Genomic DNA, 22,094 nt, shown 5'->3' with positions numbered 1-22,094 from the left:
GCGTCAGTTCGGTTTTCATCGCACCGGCGGCGCGGCCACGGGAGCCGCGGTGCCCGCGGTCACGCCCCCGTCGACGGCCAACGCCTGCCCGGTCACGTAGCCGGACAGCGGTCCGGCCAGCCATACGGCCGCGGCCGCCACCTCCGCCGGTTCTCCGATCCGGCCGAGCGGGGCGCGCCTGGCCCGCGCCCGCAGCTGCTCGTCGGACGGGTAGAGCTCGCGCAGCATGGGGGTGTCGGTCGACCCCGGGCAGACCGCGTTCACCCGGATCCCCAGCGGCGCCAGCTGGAGTGCCGCGGCCTTGGTCAGCCCGACCACGGCGTGCTTGGTCGCCGCGTACATCGGGCTGCCGGAGTGCCCGAGGAACGAGGACACCGACCCGGTCGTGACGATGGACCCGCCGCCGGTCTCGGCCATGGCCCGCGCCTGGTGCTTGAGGCAGGACCACATGCCCATGAGGTTGACCGCGACGACGGCGGCGGCGTCGGTGTACCGGGCCTGCGTCAGCGGGGCCGAGGGCCCGAAGGTGCCGGCGGTGTTCAACGCGGCGTCCAGCCGCCCGAACGTCGCGACGGCGGTGCCGACGGCGGCCTCGACGCTGTCCTCCTCGGTGACGTCGCAGGCCACGACCGCCCCGCGAGCCGGGTCGAGCCCGGCGAGAGCGAGCGATTCGCGCAGCGGGTCGAGCCGCCGGCCCGCCGCGACGACGAGCGCGCCGGCGGCGGCGAACGCGGCTACCGCGGCGCGGCCGATCCCGCTGCCCGCCCCCGTGACCATCACGACCTTGTCCTCGAGATCGCTCATGCGATGTGCAGGCCTCCGTTCACGTCCACGACGCAGCCGGTGGTGTACCCGGCCTCCTCACCGCACAGGTGCACGACCGCACCGACGGCCTCGTCCACCGTCCCGTACCGGCCCATCGGGAGCCGGCGCATCAGGTCCTCCCGGCGCCGCGGGTCCATCTCCCGCCGCGCGGCGAGCAGCCGCTCGGTCGCGATCGGACCGTGTGCCACGGCGTTGACCGTGACCCCGCTCGACGCCAGCTCGTAGGCGCACTGCTTGGTGTAGCCGATCACGGCGGCCTTGGCGGCGACGTACGCGGCGTTGCTGAAGATCGAGTAGGTGCGACCGGCGATCGAGGCCAGGTTGACCACCCGTCCCCAGCGCCGCTCGCACATGGCCGGCACGCACAGCCGGGTGAGCGTGAAGCAGCCCAGCACGTTGGCGGTCATCGCCTCGGTGAGGTCCCGCTCGGTCAGGTCGGTCAGGGGGATGCGTCGGGTGTCCCCGCCGACGCAGTTGACCAGAATGTCCGGCAGCCGGTCCCGGTCGAGCCCGGCGACGTGCTCGACCACGGCACCGGTCGCGGTGACGTCGAGCCGCACGGCTTCGGCGCCGATGGGCAGGTCGCGCCCGGTCGCCTCGAGCCGTTCCCCGTCGTGGTCGATCCGGACCACCTCGACACCCAGGTCGGTGAGGCGGCGGGCGACGCCCGCCCCGATCCCCGACGCCGCCCCGGTGACCCAGGCCCGCCGGCCGCTCATGAGGCCTTCACCCGGTCCAGCCGCAGCACCGCGCGCGGCACGCACCGGTCCAGCAGCTCCCGGGTGGGCTCGAGCCCGATGCCCTGGCCGGTCAGCGGCGGCGCAAGCGAGGCCCGCCGGTCCACCCGGTAGGCCGGCCGGGTCAGCTCGGACGGGAACCACTCGTCCTGCCGCCCGCCCTCCACCGCCACCGGCCCGCGCAACGCGGTCGCCACCAGGCGTCCGACCGCCCACAGTGGACCGACCTCGCCGACCTGGACGCCGACCTGGACGCCGAGGCCGCCGGCACGGGCGGCTCTGGCCAGCGCCAGCAGCCGCAGCGGGCCACCGCACTTGGAGACGCGCAGGTTCAGCAGGTCCGCGGACGCGTGGCGCAGGCACGCCTCGAGGTCGCGCTCGCCGGCGAACGACTCGTCCAGCATCACCGACAGCCCGGAGCGCCTCAGCTCGGCCAGCTTCGCCCAGCGGCGCGGCGCGAGCGGTTCCTCCACCCAGGACAGCCCGGCCTCGACGAGCCGGGCGGCCAGCGCCGACGCCGCGTCCGCCGCCCAGGCGCCGTTGGCGTCGACGGACAGCGTGGTCGCGACCGGGAGCAGCTCCCGAACCCGGCTCACCAGCGTGAGCGCGGCCGCCACGTCCGGCCCCGCCTTGAGCTTCACGTGCGGGACCAGCCGCCGGTCGGCCTCGGGGAGCGCGTTCAGGTGCTCCACCGGGTCCCGGTCGAGGTCGAGCACGGTCGCCACGCGCACCGCGGCCGGTGCCGGGGTGAGGAGGTCGCCGAAGCCGGCCTGGTCCAGTCCGTCGAAACCCGTGACGCCGTGCCGTCGGCAGACGAGGTCGAACAGCGCGGTCTCCAGCCCGGCGGCCGCCGCCGGCGCCCCCAGCGTCTCGGCCAGCCGCAGGCCGGCCAACGCCGGCAACGCCTCCTCCGGCGGGCACCGGAGCAGCTCGGCCAGCCGCCCCGGCCGCGGCAGACCGGCGAGAACGTCCACGACGGACTGCACCGACTCCCCGGTGACGTACTCCCGCGGCGCGGCCTCGCCCCACCCGACGATGTCCTGGTCGCGCACGGCGACGAGCACCGACGCCGAGGCGGCGCGGCTGCTGGCGGCGTGGCGGAACGTGCGGCCCATGGGGATCCGAGCCTCGTGCAGCTCGAGGGTCAGCACCGGGCACCCGCCAGGACGACCTCGGCCAGCCAGTCCCAGTAGGACTCCCGGGCCTCGGTGAACTCGAGATAGTGGGACGGTGCGGGAAAGGAGCGGACCTCGGCATGCGGCGCGAGCGTGTCGAGCACGGCCAGCGACGCCGTCAGGTCGACGATCGAGTCCCGCTCCGGGAGCGCGACGTGTACCGGGTGACGCTCCCACGGGTCCGGGCCCTCGCCCAGGTACCGGTCCTCGACCTCGACCATGGCAGCTCGGAACGAGGTGGTGACCGACCGGACCATGAGCGCGTCGTTCGCCATCATCCGCAGGTAGCCGGGCAGCGTCGTGTACTGCTCGTCCTCGAGCGCCACCGCCGAGTACTCCCGTCCCCGGCTCCGGCGCACCCGCTCGCGGCTCGGCTCGTCCAGCCGCGCCCGCTGCTGGCCCAGCGCCGGTGCGCAGAGCACCACCGGTGTGGTCGCGGGCACGCGCCGGGTGGCGACGAGCGCGGCGACCAGGCTCGCGCCAAAGCTCTGGCCGAGCAGGGCGAGCGGCCCGGCGTCGGCCAGCCCCGACAGCGCCGCCGCGTAGTCGTCGAGCACGGTACGCGAGTCCGGGAGGTGGCCGCGCGGGCCGCCGCTGCGGCCGGACCCGCGCCGGTCGAGCGCGACCAGCCGCACCCCGCGGTCGAGCAGTGCGGGGCCGGTCTCGAACAGCCAACCCGCGTGGCTCTGCAGCCCGTGCACGTAGAACAGGCCGGCCAGGTCGGCCCGGCCGTCGTCCCAGGTGTGCATGGCCAGCGCCACCCCGTCGCGGACCAGGTCGGCGCGCACCGGCCCGGCCGGGTGCGCGGCGGTCCGGTCAGGCACCGGCACCGACGGGGGCGTCGGGGAGCCGCGGGAAGTCGCCCGCCTCCCACCGGTTGATCAGTGAGTCGGCGACCAGCTGGGAGAACTCCCGGCGGCCCGGGATCATCTGGCCGGAGGTGACGAACATCGTCCGCGCCGCGTCCCACCGCTCGCGCCAGTGCGTCGCGTCGGTCGCCGCCAGGTCGGGGGAGGAGGCGCTGCGCGCGACGACCGACGGGAACCACGGGCGGTCCGACGGCTCGTGCGAAGGGTAGTAGCGGAAGTCGAAGCTCCACCGGAGCCGGTCGGAGCGGTTCACCGTCGACCCGTGCGGGGTCCGCTTGTGCAGCAGGACGAGATCGCCCTTGGCCACCGGGACCGGCACCGCCTTCGCTTCCAGCTCGCGCACGGTGCCCTGGTCCATCGGCCAGGGGAGCAGCCGCTCCTCCTGGTGCGCGCGGGGCACGACCAGCAGGCAGCCGTGCTCGGTGTCCACGTCCATCAGCGGGATCCAGCAGGTCACCATCGTGGTCCCGTCGGACTGCGGGATCTGCGTCATCGCGTCCTGGTGCCAGAGCGTGGGCGCGTAGAGGGTTTCCCCGCGGCGCGCACCGAACCGGCCGGCCGCCGGCGCTGGCAGCTTGAGGCGCACGTGTTGGTTGGGACTGGCCGAGATCTCGTTCCCGACCAGCTCCGCCACCACGTCGAGCACGCGTTCGTTGCGCAGCAGGCCGAGGACGGCTGGTCCGGTGTGGACCTTGCTGGTCGGCTGGAGCGAGGTGAACGGCATGTGCGGCAGCGTGATGTCGAGCTCGCTGAGCAGGCTCGGGTCGAAGCCGGGCAGCGCCGCGAGCCCGACCAGGTGCTCCTCGAACGGCTCACCGGCGAGCTCCTCGCCGCCGGTGAGCAGGCCGTCGCGCCGCCACTGCGCGGCCCGTTCGGTCAGCAGCGCGGCGTACTCCTCCCGGACGTCGGTGAAGTCCTCCTCGCGGAGCACACCGCGCACCACGGCGAAGCCGTCGCGATCGAAGTCCTGGACGTGGGTGGTCGAAGCGGTCATGTCTGTCCCCTTGAGCATTCCGGAGTGCGCGCCGAGCCGAGGTCCTGCACGTCCTGCAGGAGGGAGTTGTCCGGGTGCAGCCAGCGGTGTTTGACCTGCGTCGCCGAGCTGCCGCGTGCGACGTGGCGTTCCGCGAGCCTGCGGTAGGTGCCGGGCCGGACCACCATCGCCCGCAGCGGGGCGAGCCGCCCGGAGCGCCGCTTGTCGGCGTACTCCGGGTTGACCCGGCTCAGCTCGGCGTCCACCCGGGCGCAGAACACGTCGCTGGCGGCGCCGGTGCCCGCGTCCCACTCCATCACCAGCGCGTAGCCCGGTGGCCGGCCCCACAGCGGGATCACCGAGAAGCCGCTTGTCACAGCGGAGGTTCCCAGGACAGAGCGGATCGCGGCGTGCACGTCGGACTCGCTGAGCTTCTCCCCGGTGAACGAGGTGACCGAGCCGCCGCGGCCCTCGAAGTCCAGGCGGGGGAGCCGCCCGACCCGGCCGACCACCCGGTAGATGTCGCCGGTGTCGTACCGGTAGAGGCCGTTGGCCTGGCTCATGATCAGCCGATAGGTCCGCCCGTTCACCAACTCGTCGGGGTTCAGCGTCGGCACGTCCGGCGGCAGGGGCGCGGCGGGCTCGGCGGGGTCGGCCGGGACGAACTCGAACAGCCCCTGGTCGACCGCGAGCGGTCCGGCACAGGTGTGCGAGTCCACGGGAAGCGTGACGATCCCCTCGGTCCCGGTGGCGCTGAACGGGATCAGCGGCACGCCGGGGGCGACCCGGTCCAGCCAGCCGCGGTAGTACCGCGCCGAGGCCGAGTTCCAGCACACGACGAGCGAGAGCCTGGGCCACAGGTCCACCAGCGTCACCCGGCCGCCAAAGGCGCGTGCCGCCTCGAGTCGGGCCGCGGTCAGCCGGTTCGCGCCGAGCTGCGCGTCGCGCACCCCCAGCACCGTGCCGTCGCGCAGGTCCGCCAGCAGCTGCTCGAGCTCGTCGTTGAGCAGCTCACCCAGCGCGGTGATGCGGGACGGGTTGACCGCGACCACCAGCCGGACGTCCGAGCCGGCCCGCAGCCGGAGCTTGCGGTAGAGCGACAGGTCGCCCGGGTCGGTGAACCACCGCTCCCCGTACCAGGGCGGTGTCCAGTCCCGTGGGCCGACCGAGGCCGGTCTCTTGGTGATGCTGTAGACGGGCAGGTCCCGGCCGGCCGACCAGGGGCCGTGTCCGGTGGGGCGCTCCCAGGACATGTCCAGCACGTGGCCCGGGCGGTACCGGTCCAGCCCGAGCCGCTGGAAGTAGAGACCCCACTGGGCGTACAGCGCCGGCCCGCGGTAGCGGTTGCGCCAGTGCCGGGTGGTGGGGATGTGCTTCGGCCTGCCCGTCGTGCCCGAGGTGGCGAGCAACGCGTACGGGTCGCTCGCGGTGAGCACGGCGCCCTCGCCGCCGCGGATCCGGTCCACGTAGCCGCGGAAGGACTCGTAGTCGCGCACCGGGACCGCCGCCTTGAGGTCGGCGAGCGTCCGCACCCGGTCGAGCCCGTGGTCGCGCCCGAACGCGGTGCCCCTGGCCTGGTCCAGCAGGTCCTCGAACACCTGCCGGATCACCGGACGCGGCTCGCGGCACCGCTGGCACTGCCGCTGGTGCGCGAGCAGGGTGCGCCGGACGAAGCCGTCCGCACTCACCGGGCCTCGGCCCCCGCGGTGGCGGGGTGGCCCAGCCGCTCGAGCAGCGGCGCCAGCCCGTCCTCGAGCTCCTCGGCCGCGTCGGCCAGCGTGCCGGACAGGTGCAGCTCCTCGGTGTGCCCCCGGCCCGGCGGGGGACCGAGGGCCACGCAGCAGCCGAGGTAGGCGAGCCAGGACAGCTGGACCTCCATGGTCTCCCGCGCCACCCGGCCCAGCGGGTCGCCGAAGCGGCGCGTCATCGCCGAGGTCAGCAGCCGGCGCATCTCGGCCAGCACGTCCTCGGCCGCGGCGCGGCGCTCGGCCGGGCTGCCGGCAACTACCTTTTGTTCCACAGTAGACAGATCGATACCCTCGTCGAACCGTCGCACGAGGACGGCGAACTCCTCGACCCAGCTCCGTTCGGTCGCAACGGTGCCGGACACGGTCAGCAGAACCGCCGTCTCACCGAGCTCGGCGACGAGGTGGTGGCCCCAGGCCGCGGCCGAGCAGTACGCGACGACGAGCGCCGGCCCCTCCGCTCGCCGCACCAGCTCGCCGCACCGCCGCCGGCAGTCCTCGATCTCCCGCTCCGCCAGGCTCCTCGGCACCGGGAGCTCGACGACGGCGAGGCCGCCGAAGCGCTCCCGGAGCACGGGTGCCAGTGCCGGCTCGGCCCGGGCCCCCGGGTAGTCGAGGGTGAAGACGGTCGGTGCGGTCTCCCGCCGCTGCACGGCGTCCCGAACCGTCGCGACCAGCTCCGCCACCGGCGAGGCCACCGCGCGCTGGACATGGTCCACGGCCGCCCGCACCGCCCGCAGCAACCGGGTCGCGTCCCGCTCGCCGACCAGCGCGATGCTGTAGGCGAGGTCGAGTGCCAGCTCGGTGGGGGTGTCGACCAGGTGGAGGTTGCAGTGGCGCTTGATGCTGCCGGTGCCCAACGGGTGGGCCCGCCATGAGCCGTCCCTGATGGCCGGCGGGTCGATCGGCGCCTGGGCGGCCTGGAACAGGATGTTGGCGTAGGGGGCCAGGGTCCGGGCCGCCGCGTAGGCGCCCAGCTCGTCGAGCACGACCTCGACCGGCAGCTCCGAGCGGGCGAGGCTCTCCACCACGTCGGCGTGCACCCGCCGCACGTGGTCGCCGACGGTCTCGCTCGCCGTTGCGTCGTCGGGGAAGTGCCCGACGAAGAAGATCTGGTTGGTGAACAGGCCGACGGTGTCCCGGTGGTCGGCGCGGTTGCGGTTGGCGACACCGCTCATCACCACCACGTCCTCGGCGCCGGACAGGACGTGGGCCGCGGCCAGCAGCGCGGACAGCAGCAGGCTGTAGGTGGTGACGCCCAGCGCCCGGGCCGCGGCCCGGACCGCCTCCGCCTCACCGGGCCCGTCCCAGGCGAGCCTGGCGGAGGCCGCCCGCTGGCCGGCGGCCTCGCCGTCCTGGGCGGCGATGGTGAAGTCGGGGGAGACGCGGGCGAACTTGGCCCGCCAGTAGTCGACGTCCTCCGCGTAGACGCCGGCCCTGGCGCGGGCGTCCAGGGCGGCGGCGTAGTGACTGAACGGTGTGGCGGCGGGCAGCTCCGGCGTGCCGGCGTAGAGGGCGAGAAAGTCTCCGGCCAGCAGGTCCACCGACCAGCCGTCGGCGGTGATGTGGTGGACGCAGAAGTACACGATCGCCGCGCCGGCCGTGGCGTCTTCCGTGTCGTCGTCGAGCGGCACGCAGCCACCGCGCACGGGCGGCTCCTGGCCCAGCGGGAAGGGGCGGGCGACGTCGGCCCGAACCAGCTCGGTCGCCCGCTCGACCGAGGACGACCGCGGGTGGCGGGTGAAGCTCGCCCGTTCCGGCCAGTCCGCCACCTCCTCGAGCAGGAGCGTTCCCGCCCGGTCGAGGACGTAGCGGTTGCGCAGTGCCTCGTGCCGCGCCACGACCGCGCGGAATGCCGCCTCGGCCCGGTCGGGGTCGAAGTCGCGGCGGCAGAACAGGGCGTGGCCCATGTTGAGGAACGCCGCCGACCCCTCGCCCTGGGCGTGCCGCCAGTGCCGCCGCTGGGAGGCGGTCGCCGGCACCGTCCCGCCGGACGCGGGGAGGCGGCTCGCCTCGGGTGCGGGGGTGGTCAGGGCCTGCTCGATGACCTCGGTCAGCGGCAGCGGACCGAGGACCCGGGCGACCGGGACGACGAGCCCGAGCTCCTGCTCGATCCGCATGACCGCGGCGTAGGCCTCCAGCGAGGTGCCGCCGTTCTGCGCCCAGGACCGCGCGGTGCTGACCGGTTTGCCGGCCGCCTTCCCGCGCAGGGCGTCGAGCAGCACCGCGCCCAGTTCCTCGGCTCTCATCGTCCCCTGCCTGGCACGGGTGTCCCTTCGCCGACGGCGAGCAGTTCGATCATGTCCTCGGTCCAGTCGTGCCGGCCGATCCCGTCCGCGGCGAACAGCTCACCCACCCGGGCGAGGAGCCCGGCCGCCGTGCGGCGGAGCTCGTCCTCGTCCTCGCGGTCGAGCACCACGTTGCAGGCGATGCCGTCGGTGTACGACCGCGGCGCTCCCTCCCGGGCCAGCTCGTCCACGGCCGCCGCGCCCGCGGCACGCAGCTCGGCCGGCGACACCCGCGAGCGCACCGGTCCCTCGACGGAGGCGAACGGCACGAACATCCCCGCCACCGCGCGCGTGCCGGCCTCGACCGGCAGCGGGCGCGGCGCCAGGCCCGCGGTGACCAGGAGCGCCTGGCGCACCAGGTCGAAGCCGTGCCGCCGGTTCAGCAGCCGGCTCAGGTGCCCGCCGACGCGACAGTTGACCTCGATGACCTCGGGTCCGGCCGCGCCGAGCTTGACCTCGGTATGGCTCACGCCGTCGTCGAGCTCCAGCGCACGGTGTGCCGCGAGGACCAGGTCCTCGACCCGACCGCGCAGCTCGGGGGAGAGCCCGCAGGGCAGCAGGTCCCCGGTCGTGGCGATCTGCCCCTCCCGGGTGACCACGGGGAGCTTGCCGAACAGCGTGATCACCTCGTGGTGTCCGCCGACGCTCTGCACCTCGACCGAGACGTAGTCGGCCCGCCAGGACCGCGGCGCCGACGTGGCGGTGGGGATGAACCCCTCCGCGTAGCGCGCGACGCCGTGGCTCCAGGACCGCTGTACCTCCGCGCACCGCCGTTCCGAGTCGACGACCACCACGTGCGCACCGCCCGCGCCGCGGCGGGGTTTGACGACGAACGGGAGGCCGAGCTCGGCCCGGGCGGCGGAGAGGTCCTCCGGACCGGCCAGCGGACGCGCGGTGACCGCGCTCAGGCCGGCGTCGTGGAGCCTGCGGCGCTGGAGGAGCTTGTCGGCCGGTTCCGCCCGGCGGTGCCGGACGCCCAGGTGCCGCCCGATGGCCGCGGCCAGCTCGAGCTCGGCGTCGGCGAAGGTCACCACCCCGCGGAGCGGACCACCGGGCACGTCGAGGTGGTCCTCGTCCACCTCGACGAGCCTGCCGAACAGGCGTTCCACGAGACCGGCGAAACCCGGCCACCCCAGCCGGACCTCGGGGCGCAGCAACGCGACGACCTCGATGTCCTCGCCCGCGGCGAGCAGGATGTCCCGTACCGTGGCGGCGCCCCTGGGCGAGAGCACCACCCCGACCCGGGCTTTCACCGGGCCATCGCCTCCTCGGAGGCCGCGAGCAGCGCACCCAGGGAGCCGTCGGTGAACAGCGGGTCCACCGGGATCGGCACCCCCAGGTCGTCCTCGATCCGCTGGATGAGCTCGATCGCCAGCAGGGAGTGCCCGCCCAGCTCGAAGAACCTGTCCTCCGGATCGGCCTCGGACACGCCGAGCACCGCACACCAGTGAGTTCGAATGATCGACTCAGGTGTCACGCGGTTTCCCCCAATGGCAAGGAGTCGCACTCGCGGAGGCGGTGCGAGGGCCGGTACGCCACCCGGCATGCTATTGATCTCACACCTCGCACGAAAGACTAGACTTTCTCGCGATTTCCGGATTGAGAGTTATTCTCGTTCGAGTTCGACAGTAGGTGGATCACTGGCGAGCCGGGCTGGCGCCGGGCATCCGCCGCACCCCCGGCACGAGCAGCACGGCGCCGCGCACGGCGAGGTTCGCCACCACCGCGAAGACCAGGATGGCTTGGGGCCCAACGACTCCGACGAGCACGCCGGTGACCGCCATGCCCACCGGGTTCAGCGCCAGCGATCCCAACCAGTCGTAGGAGCTGACCCTGGACAGCGCGTCGGCGGGGATCTCGCGCTGCATCGTGCTGACCCACAGGGCGTCGGCCATCGTCACCCCGGCCGCGCCGGCCAACGCCACCGCCGCCACGGGCGCCACCTGGTCGGTCATGGCCAAGGCCAGCAGGAACAACGACTCCAGAGCGACCAGAACCGTGGCGACCAGCAGTGGTCGCGCCGGCCGCCACCAGAACAGCAGCAGCCCGCCGAGCACCGAGCCCACCCCGCGAACGGAGAGCACGGCCCCCCACGCGGCCGCGCCCATGCCGCCGTCCTGGTCGGCCAGTACCGGGCCGACCACGAAGATGGCCGGCAGGACCAGGCCCTGGTACAGCCCAAAGCTCCCGACCATCGACCAGACCCAGCTCCGGCTGGCGAACTCCCGCCACCCCTCGGCCAGCGACCGGCGCAGCGACTCCGTCGGCTTCTCCGGACGCCGCAGCCGCGGCAACCTCGCCAGCAGCGCAGTGGCGGCCAGGAAGAGCAGTGCGTCGCCGAGCACCACGTAGCCGGGGTTCCACACCAGCAGCAACGCGCCGGCGGCCGCCGGCCCGCCGATGGAGGCGATGCTGCGGCTCAGCGTCACCAGCGCCGTCGCGTCCTGGATCCGTTCTGCCGGCACGAGGTCGGGCACCACGCCGGTGTTCGCCGGCATGAAGAACGCCCGCGCCGTGCCCCAGACCGCCTGCAGTGCCATCACCAGCGCCAGGTCCGCCTGGCCGAGCACGAACAGCGCCGCCGTCCCGCCCTGGCACAGGCTCATGACCAGGTTGCTGGCGAGCAGGACCCGCCTGCGCGGTGCCCGGTCGCCCACCGCGCCACCCACCAGCAGGAACAGGATCTGGGGGGCGGTCTGGGCGGCGAGCACCAAGCCCAGCGACGACGCCGACCCGGTCACGTCCAGCACGGCGAAGGCCATCGCCACCGGGGCCATGGTGGAGCCGAACATCGCGAGCGCCCGTGCCGCGAGGTAGGGCGCGAAGCCCGGCACATCGAGCATTACCCGGTGACGCAACGATTTCTTCGGTACCCCGCCCGCTCCGGTGCTCACGCGGGGCTGACCGCCCAGGTGCTGGTGATGACCGCGCCGCGGCGCTGTTTGACGGTGCTGGAGTCCAGGCCCAGGTCGATGCGGCGGGCGCCGCGGGAGAAGGCGAACTCGACCGGGCCGTGGATCATCGCCTGCAGGTAGGCGAACTCCCGTCCCTCCAGCGGCTCGACGAGGCCGATCTCGTACCCCTCCACCGTCCGCCCGTGCAGTGCCAGGAAGTACACCGCGACTAGGCGGCCGTCGCCGTCGCGCACCACGGAGGCGTGGCAGTTCTCGGCGCCGAGGGTGGCGACCCACTCCCGCAGGCGGTACTCGCACAGCCGGGGGTGGTCGGCCACGCCGTGCCGCGCCTTGACCGCGCACACCAGCGGCGCGGCCTCGGCCAGCACGTCCTGCGCCGGCACGCAGGCCGCCGCGTAGCCGAGGGCGGCGAACCGCCGCCGGTCGCGGCGGTACCGCTCGCGCTCCGAGGGACGCAGGGCCGCCAGGTGCTCCTCCTCGCTGGTCCCGGTCAGCACGAGCTCGGCGGCCGCGCCGAGCTCGCGGGTGGTGACCCGGCCGGCGAGCCGGGCGGTGAACGCGCCCACCTCGGCGTCGGGCACGTACAGGGCGGCCGGGTAGTCGCCGGCCGACTCGGCCTCGGTGAACACGTGGTGGGCCAGGGCCCCGCGGACCTCCGCCGCCTCGTGGTCGGGCAGCGCCGCGGCGGTCACCACCCCGGCCGCCAGCTCGCGACACCCGCCGACGAACACCCACCGGCGCGGGTCGTCCGGAACCGCGCCGCCGAGCGAGGCGGCCATCGCGGCGAGGTCGTAGGGGCCGTTGACGAACCGGGTGGTGCGCGGCCGGTGGCTGGTGACCGCGCCCACCACCCGCCCGGCCGATCTGGCGACCGTCCACCGGGTGTGCCACCGGGCGTCGGCGGCGCAGGAGAGCAGCCGCCGCGGCGCGAGACCGGCCGCGCTGAACCGGCACTCGCCCGTCAGCAGGTCGGTCGGCGCGTCGTCGACCGTCTCGATCCCCAGCGACATGGCAGCAAGCTAGCAGTCCTCGCCGCCCGGGCCCGGGGCCCGCAGCAGCGCCGCCGCCGCCCAGTCGTCGCCGCCGCGCAGCAGCGCGACGTCCACCAGCCCGGGCTCGCGCGCGGGTGCCACCGCGACCCCGTGTCCCAGCCGGTGCCCGGTCTCCCACAGCGTTTCCGGGTCGACCGCGGCCGCCGGCGCCAGACCGTCCCGCAGTTCCGCCAGCGGGAGGTCCTCCGGTGCCTCGTCGAGCGCCCGGGTCAGCCGCACACAGGCGTGGGTGCGGGCGTCGGGCACCGAGCGGATCACCACCCGCTCGTCGTCCGGGCGCACCAGGGTCGCCAGGACCTCGGCCACGCCGCCCGGGTTTCCCGGCCAGCTCAGCGGCCGCACCGGTGCGTCGGAATTCGGGTGCCGGCCGCGGGAGAGCACCGCGTCGAAGCGGAAGCGGTTCATCTCGGTGCGGTGGGTACCGCGGCGGACCAGCAGGTCGCAGTCCCAGCCCGGCGCCGCCCTGGCGACGAGGCGCCGAAGCTCGTCCGGCCCGACCAGCAGCGGCGCGTCGCCGGCGAGCGACACCTCCGTGGCGGTCCGGACGCGCCGCACCGGCGCGCTGTCCGGGAACTGCTCGACGACCTGGGCCACGTGCATGGGCCGGTGCAGGCCCCGGTGCAGGAGGTCGCCGAGGAACACCACGCCGTCGCCGCGGGTCAGCCCGGCGACCACCTCCTCGAGGTGGGCCAGGTCCGGGAAGTACTGCACGACCGAGTTCAGCAGCACCAGGTCGTGCTCCCCGCTCGTGCCGGCGGCGACCTCGAGCGCGTCGCCCCGGCGCACGGCGGCGCGCGCCCCGTGCGGATGGCCGGCGAGGTGCTCGCGGAGGCCCCGCACGGCCTCGGTGGAGATGTCGGTCCCCTCGTACCGCTCGACGTGCTCGAGCATCGGCATCATGATCAGCCCCAGGCCGCAGCCGATCTCGAGCACGTGCCGCGGGCGCAGCGAGCGCAGGCGCTCGGCGGTGGTCCCCACCCACTCCCGCATGTGCGCCTCCGGCATCGCCCCGAGCGCCCGCCGGTCGTACCACCCCGCGGTGTTGAAGCCGTCCCGCCGCCGCGCGGAGAAGCGGTAGGTGCTGTCCCAGAACCGCTCCCACTCACCCGCCGGCGCGCCGGCGGCGCTCGGGCCGACCTCGCGCACCCGCACCCCCTCGGCGTGCAGCGCCGCGGCCAGCCGGGCCGGCGTCCGGTGCAGGAAGAGCTGCCGCAGCGTGAGGTTCGCCCCCAGCCACTGGTTGGTCAACGCGACCACCCGCGACGCGGTGCGCACGTCCCCGCCGAGCGCGGAGAACTCGTCGTCGTCCCCGACCTCCGCGACCCGCAGGACGTCCGCCCACACCGCCGCCACCGCGGCCGTCAGCCCCGCCACGGCCCCGCCGTCCTCCGGCATCCACCGCCCCCTCGTCCAGCCGCCCGCAACCGGCGCCCAGTCTCGCAGGGGCCTCCGCCCATCATGTGGACGGTCCGGCCACGCTCTCCCGGCGGGCGTACGCTCGCGCCGTGTCGGACTCGAGACCTTTGCGCAAGCTCGGCTTCCTGACGATCGGACTGTTCGATGAGGACGATCCGGCCCGGGGTCACGAGTCGACGCTGGAGATGATCGAGCTGGGGGAGCGGCTGGGGTTCGACAGCGCGTGGGTCCGGCACCGGCACCTGCAGTTCGGCATCTCGTCGCCGGTGGCGGTCCTGGCGGCCGCCTCGCAGCGGACCCGGCGCATCGAGCTGGGAACCGCGGTCATCCCGCTGGGCTGGGAGAACCCGCTGCGGCTCGCCGAAGATCTGGCCACAGTGGACATTCTCTCCGGCGGTCGGCTGAACCCGGGCGTCAGCGTGGGACCGCCGATGCACTACGAGCGGGTCAGGCAGGCCCTGTACCCCGACTCCGGGGAGGCCGAGGACTTCGGCTACGGCCGCGTGCGGCGGCTGCTCGACCTCGTCCGCGGCCGCCCGGCGACCGAGTTCAGCGGTACCGAGGGCTTCGAGGTGTTCTCCGACCGGGTCCAGCCGCACTCGCCCGGTCTCGGCGGCCGCCTGTGGTACGGCGGCGCGAGCCTGCGGTCGGCCAGGTGGGCGGGCGAGAACGGGATGAACTTCCTGACCAGCAGCGTGGTCAAGGCCGAGGAGTCGGAGGATTTCGCCCAGATCCAGCTGTCGCACCTGCGCGCGTTCCGGGACGCGCACCCCGACGGTGAGCGGGCCCGGGTCTCCCAGGGGCTCGTGGTCGTCCCGACCGACAGCGCCTCGCCCGCGCAGCGCGCGAAGTACGCCGACTACGCGCGCGAGCGGCTGCCGCGCACGGAGTCGCCGCAGGGACCGGCTCGGCTGATGTTCTCGCCGGACCTCGTCGGGTCCTCCGCCGAGATCGCCGAGCGGCTCGACTCGCACGCGGCGTTCCGCGAGGTCGAGGAGGTGGCGTTCGCGCTGCCGTTCACGTTCGACCCCGAGGACTACGAGCAGGTCCTCACCGACATGGCGACGGCGCTGGGCCCCGCGCTGGGCTGGACGCCCTCGGAACCTCCTACGCTGGGCAGATGACCGAGGCTGACATCGCCCGTGCGATTCTCGACGAGAACTCGTTCATGACGCTCGCGACCGCCGACGCGTCCGGAACGCCCTGGGCCTGCCCGGTGTGGTTCGCGACCGAGGACTACCACACGCTGTACTGGGTGTCCCCGCCCTCGGCGCGACACTCCCGGAACCTGGCGGCGCGCCCGACGGTGTCGATCGTCGTGTTCGACTCGACGGTGCGGCCCAACGAGGGGCAGGCGGTGTACCTGATGGCGACCGCGGCCCAGGTACCGGAAGCCGACCTCGAGCGCGAGCTGGCCGTGTACTCCCGCGTCTCGGTGCGCGCCGGGCTCGGCGAGTGGGGCCTCGAGCGCGTCAGCGGCGACGCACGCCTGCGCCTCTACCGGGCCACGGTGACCGAGCACTACATCCTCGACCCGGAGTCCCCGGTGGAGACCCGGATCCCGGTCTCGCCGTAACCGCGCCCTCCGCGGTGACCTACACGGTCGTGGGGCTCATGCGCCGCCGGACTGGACGGGGCGCAGGGGGGCGAGCGCCGCGGCGAGGTCGCTCGCGCGGACGGGTTTGGAGAGGTAGTCGTCCATGCCGGCGGCCTCGCACGCGGTGCGGTCCTGGACGAGCGCGCTCGCGGTCATCGCGATGATGTACGGCTGGCGGTCGACCGTCAGCTCCTGGCGGATGACGCGGGTGGCGGCGAGGCCGTCGAGCTCGGGCATCTGGACGTCCATCAGCACGACGTCGTACCCGCCGCGGCGGGCCGCGGCGACCGCTTCGTGGCCGTTGCCGACGACGTCCACCCGGTGGCCGAGCCTGCCCAACATGAGCTGGGCGACCTTCTGGTTCACCGGGTTGTCCTCGGCCAGCAGGATGCGCAGCCGGGCGCTCTGCCCCGGCTCGGGCCGCGGGGGTGCGGCCGGCTCGACGGTGCGGGCGGGGTGGGTGGAGAGCACGCCGATCAGCGTGGTCAGCAAGGTGTTCACGCGCGCCGGTTTGGCCAGCATCGCATCGAAGATCCGGGAGTCGAGCGGGTCGGGCCGTGCGGTCATGCTGCTCAGCAGCACCAGCGGCATGGTGGCCACGGAGGGCAGCTGGCGAAGCTGGATGCCCAGCTGCAGTCCGTTCGTCTCGGGCATCTGCATGTCCAGGACGGCGACGTCGAAGCGGCTGCCGGAACGAACCAGGGCCAACGCCGCCGCAGCCGAGTCGACGTCCTCGCAGCGCATCCCCCACTTGCTCAGCTCGGCCCGCAGCACCCGGCGGTTCGTGGCGTTGTCGTCGACGATCAGGGCAGTGCGGCCCGACAGGCGGGTGATGTCCGGCCTGCTCGTACCGTCCACGTCGTGGCCGGCGGCGCGGTGCATGACCGCGGTGAACGTGAACGTCGACCCCGTGCCGGGCGCGCTGCTGACCGTAAGGTCGCCACCCATCGCCCGGGCGAGCTGGCGGCTGATCGTCAGACCGAGGCCGGTGCCGCCGTAGCGGCGGGTGGTCGAGGTGTCGGCCTGGTTGAACGAGCGGAACACGTGCTCGAGCTGCTCGTGGGAGATGCCGATCCCGGTGTCGCGCACGGTGGCCCGCACCAGCAGAGCGTCGTCCTGCTCGCCCCCACCTGGTGCCGGGACGGCGTCGACGGTCACGGTCACCTCGCCCCGCGCGGTGAACTTGACCGCGTTGCTGAGCAGGTTGACCAGGATCTGCCGGAAGCGCGTCGCGTCCCCGCGCAGCACCTGGGGACAGCTCGGGTCGACGTGTCCGACGAGCTCGAGCCCCTTCTCCGCGGCGGGCAGGGAGACCAGCGCCAGCGCGCTGTCGACACACTCGACGATGTCGAACGAGGCGTCCTCGAGCTGTAGCTTCCCCGCCTCGATCTTCGAGTAGTCCAGGATGCCGTTGATGATGTCGAGCAGTGCCTCGCCACTGTCGCGGACCGTCGTCACGAGCTCTCGCTGCTCGGGGTCGAGGTCGGTGTCCATCAGCAGGCCGGTCATGCCGATCACGGCGTTCATCGGGGTGCGGATCTCGTGGCTCATGGTGGCCAGGAACGTCGCCTTGGCCAGGCTCGCCGCGACAGCCTGGTCCCTGGCCCTGCCCATCGCCTCGGTCGAGGCGTTCACCGCGAGCGCCATCTCCACCATCTCGGCCGGGCCGGCCACCTCGACCCGCGCGGTGGCGTCCCCCGCGGCCACCCGGCACGCGGCCGCGGTGACCCGCCGGACCGGCACGGTCACCCTGCGGGTCACCACCCAGGCACCGACGGCGCTGAGCATGGCGACGGCCAGCGTGGTCACGACGACGTGCTGGGTCTGGTTGGCGCTGCTGGCGCTGACCACCTGGCGACGGTCCAGCAGCCGCCGCTCCTCGGCGCGCATGTCGGCCAGCACCTGGTCGATGCGTGCTCCGACATCGGCGCTCCCGTCCAGCGAGAGCAGTCGCCGCACGGCTGCCGCGGTCGAGTCGCGCCGCAGGTCGACCAGCTGCGCCAGCTCGTCCCGCTTGTCGTCGAGCAGCGGCTGCAGCCGGCCCAGCGTGCGTTGGTGGTCCGGGTTCTCGGAGGTCAGGTCGGCCAGCGAGGCCACGGTTCGGTCGACGGTGTCGACGGCGAGCCGGTAGGCGCTGAACTGGCCCTCGTCTCCGCTGAAGAGGAACCCGCGCTGGCTCCGCTCGGCCTCCAGCACCGTCAGCCGCAACTGGGAGATCTCGGCCAGGACGTCGTAGGTGCGGTCCACCGGTTGACGGTCCTCGAGCAGCTCCTCGATACGGAGGTAGGAGCTCAACCCGACGATCAGCAGACCACCGATCGCGAACGTGTAGCCGAGGGCCAACAGCCGGCCCACCGTCCACCGCCGCCACGTTCTTCTCGCACCCGCCCGCGACGTGCTCGCGGGCGGCTCCGCCACTCCCACCGTCTCGCTCCTTGTCCCACCCTGAACTGCGGAAACTCGACCTGTTCCGTCGTCAGTGATAGCCGTTTCCCCGCTCGGCCGCAGGTCGTGCCGAGGCGGTCAGCGAGGTGCGCGCTTTCCGCGCAGCAGCGGTGTGACAAGGCGTAGTGCTGGGTCGTCTCGAACGGGTCGGTGCTGCCGACCGGGCACGCGTGACGGCAGAAGGGGGGCGGCACGTGTTTTCTCCACCCGGGTGATGAGCTCGAACGGGTGGCTTTCCTCCTCCAACGGGTTCGCCGGCGAGATTCCCGCAAATCCGGTCCGGTTCGTGGGATTCTCGGTCAAGCCTTTCCCCGAGACCCGCGGAGGGACGTTGCCTACCGAGGATCGTGCCGTGCTGGCCCGCCCGCGCCGCACGGCGGCGGTCGAGCGAGGGACGCGGGTACTGGCGACGCTCGCGATGCCCCTGGACGCCATCGCCCGCGTGGCCGCCCAGTGGGTGGAGGCCACGATGGGTACCGTGACCCTGGTCGGGGCCGAGCACGAGCACCTCGCCGGCGTGTACAACCTGCCCGCGGAGCTGGTGCGGGGCTCTGACGCGCCGTTGTCGTGGTCGGTGTGCAAGTACGTGGTGAGCGCCGACCATCCCGTGTTCAGCGAGGACATGACGGCCGACCCCGACCTGCGGGGGCACCGGCTGGCGCGCGACCACGGCGTGCGCGCGTTCCTCGGTGTTCCCCTGCGTGGCACCGACGACCAGCCGCTCGGCGCCCTGTCGGTCATGGACACCCGGCCGCGCTCATGGACCGACGCCGAGCTCTCCGTGCTGCTCCGCCTCAGCCAGATCATCGGTCCACTCCCGACCGGCCAGGCCGACCGCGCCCCGTCGCGTTCGTACCGGACGGAGGGGGAGTCCGACCTGGACCTGTGGGAGCCGTTTCTCGCCGCTCTGCTGGACAGCCTCGACCCGGCGGTCCTCGGGTGCCTGAGCAACGGGGCGGTCGTGCTGTCCAACCCGGCCGCCCGGCGGCTGTTGGGGGATCCGCCAGGAGCCGTGCCCACCCGTCTCGCGGACCTGGTCAAGGGAGCGCTGTTCCGCTCCGACGGGACGCCGCTGCGGGTCCGGGAGACGGCCCTGTGGCGGGCGCTGCACGGGGAACCGGTGCACGACAGGGAGGTCGTCGTCCGGCTGCCGGAGCGGGCGGAACGGACTTTCGTGGTCAAGGCCCGACCGGTCCGCGCCGGTGGACGGGCGGGAGCCGATGACCCGCCCGTGGGTGCGGTGGTGGCGATGCACGATGTCACCGCCGTTCGCCGCGCCGAGCGCTTCTACACCTGCGCGATGGAGGTGTTCCACGCCCTGACCGACCCCGAGCCGACAGCGGACCGGGGCGTCACGGTCCTGACCTCGGTCCGCACGGCGCTGCGGTGGGCACACGCCGAGCTGTGGCTGGCCGACCAGACTGGCCCCCTGCGGCTCGCCGCCCAGTCGAGCGCACCCCACCTGCCGTCGGTCGCCGGGCCGGGCACCGCGGCGCGCGGCGAGGGCATCAGCGGAACGGTCTGGGCAACCGGCGAACCGCTCTGGGTACCGGACCTCTCCGCCCCGCACGGCCCACGACCCGACGGCGACGGCGCGCCGCGGCGGGCCTATGCCGCCGCCGGGCTGCGCACGGCCATCGCCGTCCCGGTGCGTGACCGGGAGTCCGTCGGCGTGCTCGCCTGCTTCTCCGCCGCCCCCGAAACCGACGAGGTGCTGCTGACCGCGCTGCTGGAAGGCATCGCGGCGCAGCTCGGGCGGTTCCTGGCCCACTCCGAGCAGGACCACCTGGCCGAGGAGCTGAGCCAGAGCCGCCAGGCCTTCCTCGGGCTCGCCGGGCACGAGATCCGCACCCCGTTGACGTCGATCATCTCCTATACCGACATGCTCCGGGCCGACCCGGGCGCGCCTCCCGAGCTGGTCAACCAGATCATCGAGATCATCGGCCGCAACGCGACCACGCTCCACGACGTGATCACCCGGCTGCTCGACCTGGTCGACCTCCAGACCAGTACCGAGCCGATGACCAGGGAGCAGGTCGACCTGGCCGACCTGCTCCACCAGGCAGCGGCGGAGGTGGCCCGCCCCGCCGACGTGGAGCTGAGCCTGGAGATCGACGCCCGGCCCGTCGTCCTCGGCGACGCCGCACGGCTGCGTCAGGTGGTCGACAACCTGCTCACCAACGCGGTCAAGCACAGTCCCCACGGCGGCCTCGTCCACGTGTGCCTCTGCGCCGGGCCTGACACCGTCAGGCTCGCCGTCGCCGACAACGGCGCCGGCATCCCGGCCGACGAGCGGGGCAAGGTGTTCGACTACTTCTTCCGCACCACCGCCACCCGGCACCACCAGGTCCCGGGTACCGGCCTCGGTCTCGCCACGACCCGCGCGATCGTCATCCGCCACCACGGCACCATCGCGATCACCCCGAACCTACCCACCGGCACCACCGTGACCGTCCACCTTCCCAACCGGCCCGCCCCGGCCGGGACCCGCGCCGCCTCAGGGTGACCTGCGCACCAACCCGGTGAAGCCCGCGACGAACAACGTGACGAACGCCCAGCCGAGGGCCTGCAGGACCCAGGTCCCGGCGATCACGACCTGGCCGACGTGCGAGGTCGTGTCGATCAGGCAGGGCTGCTGGCTGCCGGGCTTCACCAGCGGTGTCGCCATCGTGAGCGCGAGGCCGACCTGTTCCGCCGCCGAACAGGCGCTCGGCCGACCGTCCCCGACCGCCGAGCGTTGGACCGCGCCGGACGGGCCGGCCACCGCGGTGATCAGCAGGACGGACAACGCCACGGTGCCGGTCCACCACACCAGCGCGGTCACCGGCCGGTAGCCGTAGCCGACGGTGAGGCCAGTGATCCGGTGCCAGAGGCGACCCCAGAAGTCCAGGTCGCCGCGCCGCAGCAGGTCCCGCTGCCGGGCCAGGTGGATCCGCCGCACGTCGCGCTCATGCCCCGCCGCCTGGTGCGCGCTCGCCAGCTGGAAGTAGGGTTGGCTGGCGTAGTGCGGGGTCCGGTTCGCCAGCATGTCCAGCCACTGGCCCAGGCTCGCCCGGCGGGCCATCCCGTCGTAGGTCAGGCCGGTCAGCAGGAGCAGCCCGTCGGTGAAGTCGGCGGGCAGGAACAGGTCCCCGGCCACATGGGTCTGCGCGAGGTTCACCGCGAGGTGGTCGGGGTCGATCGCGTCGACCCGGCCGTTGTCGCCGACGAGGCGGCCCCCGATGTCGGCTCCCAGCAGGCGCAGGGTGCCGCTCTCGTACCGCCCCTCCGCGTGGAACTCCCCGCCCAGCATCAGGTTGCTGCGGGTTCTCAGGTAGTCGGCGACGAGGGCTGGCCCCGCCGCGTTGCGCAGCGACGCGCCGGTGAGCACGGCCTGGCCGCCGATCGTCGCCCCGGAGAGCCGGACGGTGCCGAGCGGTCCGCCGCCCTCGGCGCGGAAGCCCTGGCTGAGGAAGATCCCGGCCCCGGTGCTCAGGTCGTTGCCGTTGAACACGGCACCCTCCGGGTCGGTGTTGACCAGGTGGCTTCCGGCGAGGTCGAGCCAGGTCCCGAGCCGCGTCCCGCCGAGGTCGAGGGTCCCCTCGGGACTGCGGCACTCCAGCCTGGCCCCGGCCAGCCGCATGGCCCGTTCGATGGTCGCCTCGCGGGCGACGACGTTGGTCCCCACCAGGCCGGAGAGGTCCACCGCGGACAGCCGGCTGCCGGTGAGCCGGACGGTGTCCTCGGCCACGCAGTCCACCAGGCTCAGCGGCAACCGGGACTCGACCTCCGCGAGGTCGAGCCCGCCGGCCAGGCGAGCGCCCCGCAGCCGCACCCCGCGCGGGTCCGGCCGGTCGCCGGCGGTCCAGCCGAACCGGTCGAGCAGGAGCTGGCGCACCAGCTCACCGCGAACGGTGCGCTCCGGACCCCAACCGGTCCTCGCCGCCGGGTCGGTCGCCTCGTCCGGTCCGACGAGGTCGAGCGGTTCGCCGCTCGCCACCGCGTCGACGAGGCGGCGTTCGACGTCCGTGAGGTCGTCCACCGTCAGATACCGCACGCGGCCGGAGCATACGGGCGG

17 protein-coding genes are annotated in these 22,094 nt (G+C 73.8%); 3 read left to right on the top strand and 14 right to left on the bottom strand.

Annotated features, from left to right (window positions below; all coding sequences use genetic code 11):
- Positions 1 to 15: 15 nt before the first annotated feature.
- The 12 genes from BU204_RS06025 to BU204_RS05970 all read right to left on the bottom strand — a co-directional run bounded on the left by BU204_RS06025 (position 16) and on the right by BU204_RS05970 (position 13,953).
- A complete protein-coding gene (locus BU204_RS06025; RefSeq protein WP_075124536.1) occupies positions 16 to 804 on the bottom strand; it encodes an SDR family NAD(P)-dependent oxidoreductase in 789 nt (262 codons plus the stop codon).
- Entirely contained in the window at positions 801 to 1,544 is a 744-nt protein-coding gene (locus BU204_RS06020; RefSeq protein WP_075124535.1) for an SDR family NAD(P)-dependent oxidoreductase, read from the bottom strand. The genes BU204_RS06025 and BU204_RS06020 overlap by 4 nt, the downstream gene beginning before the upstream one ends.
- A complete protein-coding gene (locus BU204_RS06015; protein WP_075124534.1) occupies positions 1,541 to 2,713 on the bottom strand; it encodes an enolase C-terminal domain-like protein in 1,173 nt (390 codons plus the stop codon). Before BU204_RS06015 ends, BU204_RS06020 begins: the two co-directional genes overlap by 4 nt.
- On the bottom strand, positions 2,707 to 3,561 hold the full coding sequence (locus BU204_RS06010) for an alpha/beta hydrolase (RefSeq protein WP_143229325.1): 855 nt from the start codon (positions 3,559 to 3,561) through the stop codon (positions 2,707 to 2,709). The genes BU204_RS06015 and BU204_RS06010 overlap by 7 nt, the downstream gene beginning before the upstream one ends.
- Positions 3,554 to 4,600, bottom strand: a complete 1,047-nt coding sequence (locus tag BU204_RS06005; RefSeq protein WP_075124532.1) for a phytanoyl-CoA dioxygenase family protein — start codon at positions 4,598 to 4,600, stop codon at positions 3,554 to 3,556. Before BU204_RS06005 ends, BU204_RS06010 begins: the two co-directional genes overlap by 8 nt.
- Positions 4,597 to 6,267 (bottom strand): GH3 auxin-responsive promoter family protein, encoded by a 1,671-nt coding sequence (locus tag BU204_RS06000; RefSeq protein ID WP_075124531.1) that lies wholly within the window; start codon positions 6,265 to 6,267, stop codon positions 4,597 to 4,599. Before BU204_RS06000 ends, BU204_RS06005 begins: the two co-directional genes overlap by 4 nt.
- Positions 6,264 to 8,573 carry a condensation domain-containing protein gene (locus tag BU204_RS05995; protein WP_075124530.1) on the bottom strand — a complete coding sequence of 770 codons (2,310 nt, stop codon included), beginning with the start codon at positions 8,571 to 8,573 and terminating at the stop codon, positions 6,264 to 6,266. Before BU204_RS05995 ends, BU204_RS06000 begins: the two co-directional genes overlap by 4 nt.
- On the bottom strand, positions 8,570 to 9,865 hold the full coding sequence (locus tag BU204_RS05990) for an ATP-grasp domain-containing protein (RefSeq protein ID WP_075124529.1): 1,296 nt from the start codon (positions 9,863 to 9,865) through the stop codon (positions 8,570 to 8,572). The genes BU204_RS05995 and BU204_RS05990 overlap by 4 nt, the downstream gene beginning before the upstream one ends.
- Positions 9,862 to 10,158 (bottom strand): acyl carrier protein, encoded by a 297-nt coding sequence (locus tag BU204_RS41835; protein WP_083661032.1) that lies wholly within the window; start codon positions 10,156 to 10,158, stop codon positions 9,862 to 9,864. The genes BU204_RS05990 and BU204_RS41835 overlap by 4 nt, the downstream gene beginning before the upstream one ends.
- A gap of 91 nt (positions 10,159 to 10,249) precedes the next feature.
- The gene (locus tag BU204_RS05980) at positions 10,250 to 11,455 is read right to left on the bottom strand and encodes an MFS transporter (protein WP_075124527.1); all 1,206 of its coding nucleotides are present in this window, start codon (positions 11,453 to 11,455) and stop codon (positions 10,250 to 10,252) included.
- A gap of 47 nt (positions 11,456 to 11,502) precedes the next feature.
- A complete protein-coding gene (locus BU204_RS05975) occupies positions 11,503 to 12,537 on the bottom strand; it encodes a GNAT family N-acetyltransferase (protein ID WP_075124526.1) in 1,035 nt (344 codons plus the stop codon).
- A 9-nt stretch (positions 12,538 to 12,546) separates the two neighbouring features.
- Complete coding sequence (locus BU204_RS05970; protein ID WP_158073404.1) at positions 12,547 to 13,953, bottom strand: class I SAM-dependent methyltransferase; 1,407 nt, start codon at positions 13,951 to 13,953, stop codon at positions 12,547 to 12,549.
- 131 nt (positions 13,954 to 14,084) lie between these two features.
- Here BU204_RS05970 and BU204_RS05965 point away from each other — a divergent pair, with 131 nt between their 5' ends.
- Positions 14,085 to 15,119 (top strand): LLM class flavin-dependent oxidoreductase, encoded by a 1,035-nt coding sequence (locus tag BU204_RS05965; RefSeq protein ID WP_075124524.1) that lies wholly within the window; start codon positions 14,085 to 14,087, stop codon positions 15,117 to 15,119.
- A complete protein-coding gene (locus BU204_RS05960; protein WP_075124523.1) occupies positions 15,116 to 15,571 on the top strand; it encodes a pyridoxamine 5'-phosphate oxidase family protein in 456 nt (151 codons plus the stop codon). Before BU204_RS05965 ends, BU204_RS05960 begins: the two co-directional genes overlap by 4 nt.
- A 36-nt stretch (positions 15,572 to 15,607) precedes the next feature.
- Here BU204_RS05960 and BU204_RS05955 read toward each other — a convergent pair whose 3' ends face one another.
- Entirely contained in the window at positions 15,608 to 18,016 is a 2,409-nt protein-coding gene (locus BU204_RS05955) for a hybrid sensor histidine kinase/response regulator (protein WP_083661031.1), read from the bottom strand.
- Positions 18,017 to 18,368: 352 nt separating this feature from the next.
- Between BU204_RS05955 and BU204_RS05950 the strand changes: the two genes are divergently transcribed.
- The gene (locus tag BU204_RS05950) at positions 18,369 to 20,543 is read left to right on the top strand and encodes a sensor histidine kinase (RefSeq protein WP_075124623.1); all 2,175 of its coding nucleotides are present in this window, start codon (positions 18,369 to 18,371) and stop codon (positions 20,541 to 20,543) included.
- On the opposite strand, the gene BU204_RS05945 is transcribed toward BU204_RS05950, so the two are convergent.
- Entirely contained in the window at positions 20,535 to 22,073 is a 1,539-nt protein-coding gene (locus BU204_RS05945) for a pentapeptide repeat-containing protein (protein WP_075124521.1), read from the bottom strand. The two genes, BU204_RS05950 and BU204_RS05945, sit on opposite strands and share 9 nt — an antisense overlap.
- Positions 22,074 to 22,094: the final 21 nt, after the last annotated feature.

The organism is Actinophytocola xanthii, assembly GCF_001921205.1.
In the GTDB taxonomy this organism is placed as follows: Bacteria; Actinomycetota; Actinomycetes; order Mycobacteriales; family Pseudonocardiaceae; genus Actinophytocola; species Actinophytocola xanthii.
This window is presented reverse-complemented; position numbering and strand designations above follow the sequence as displayed.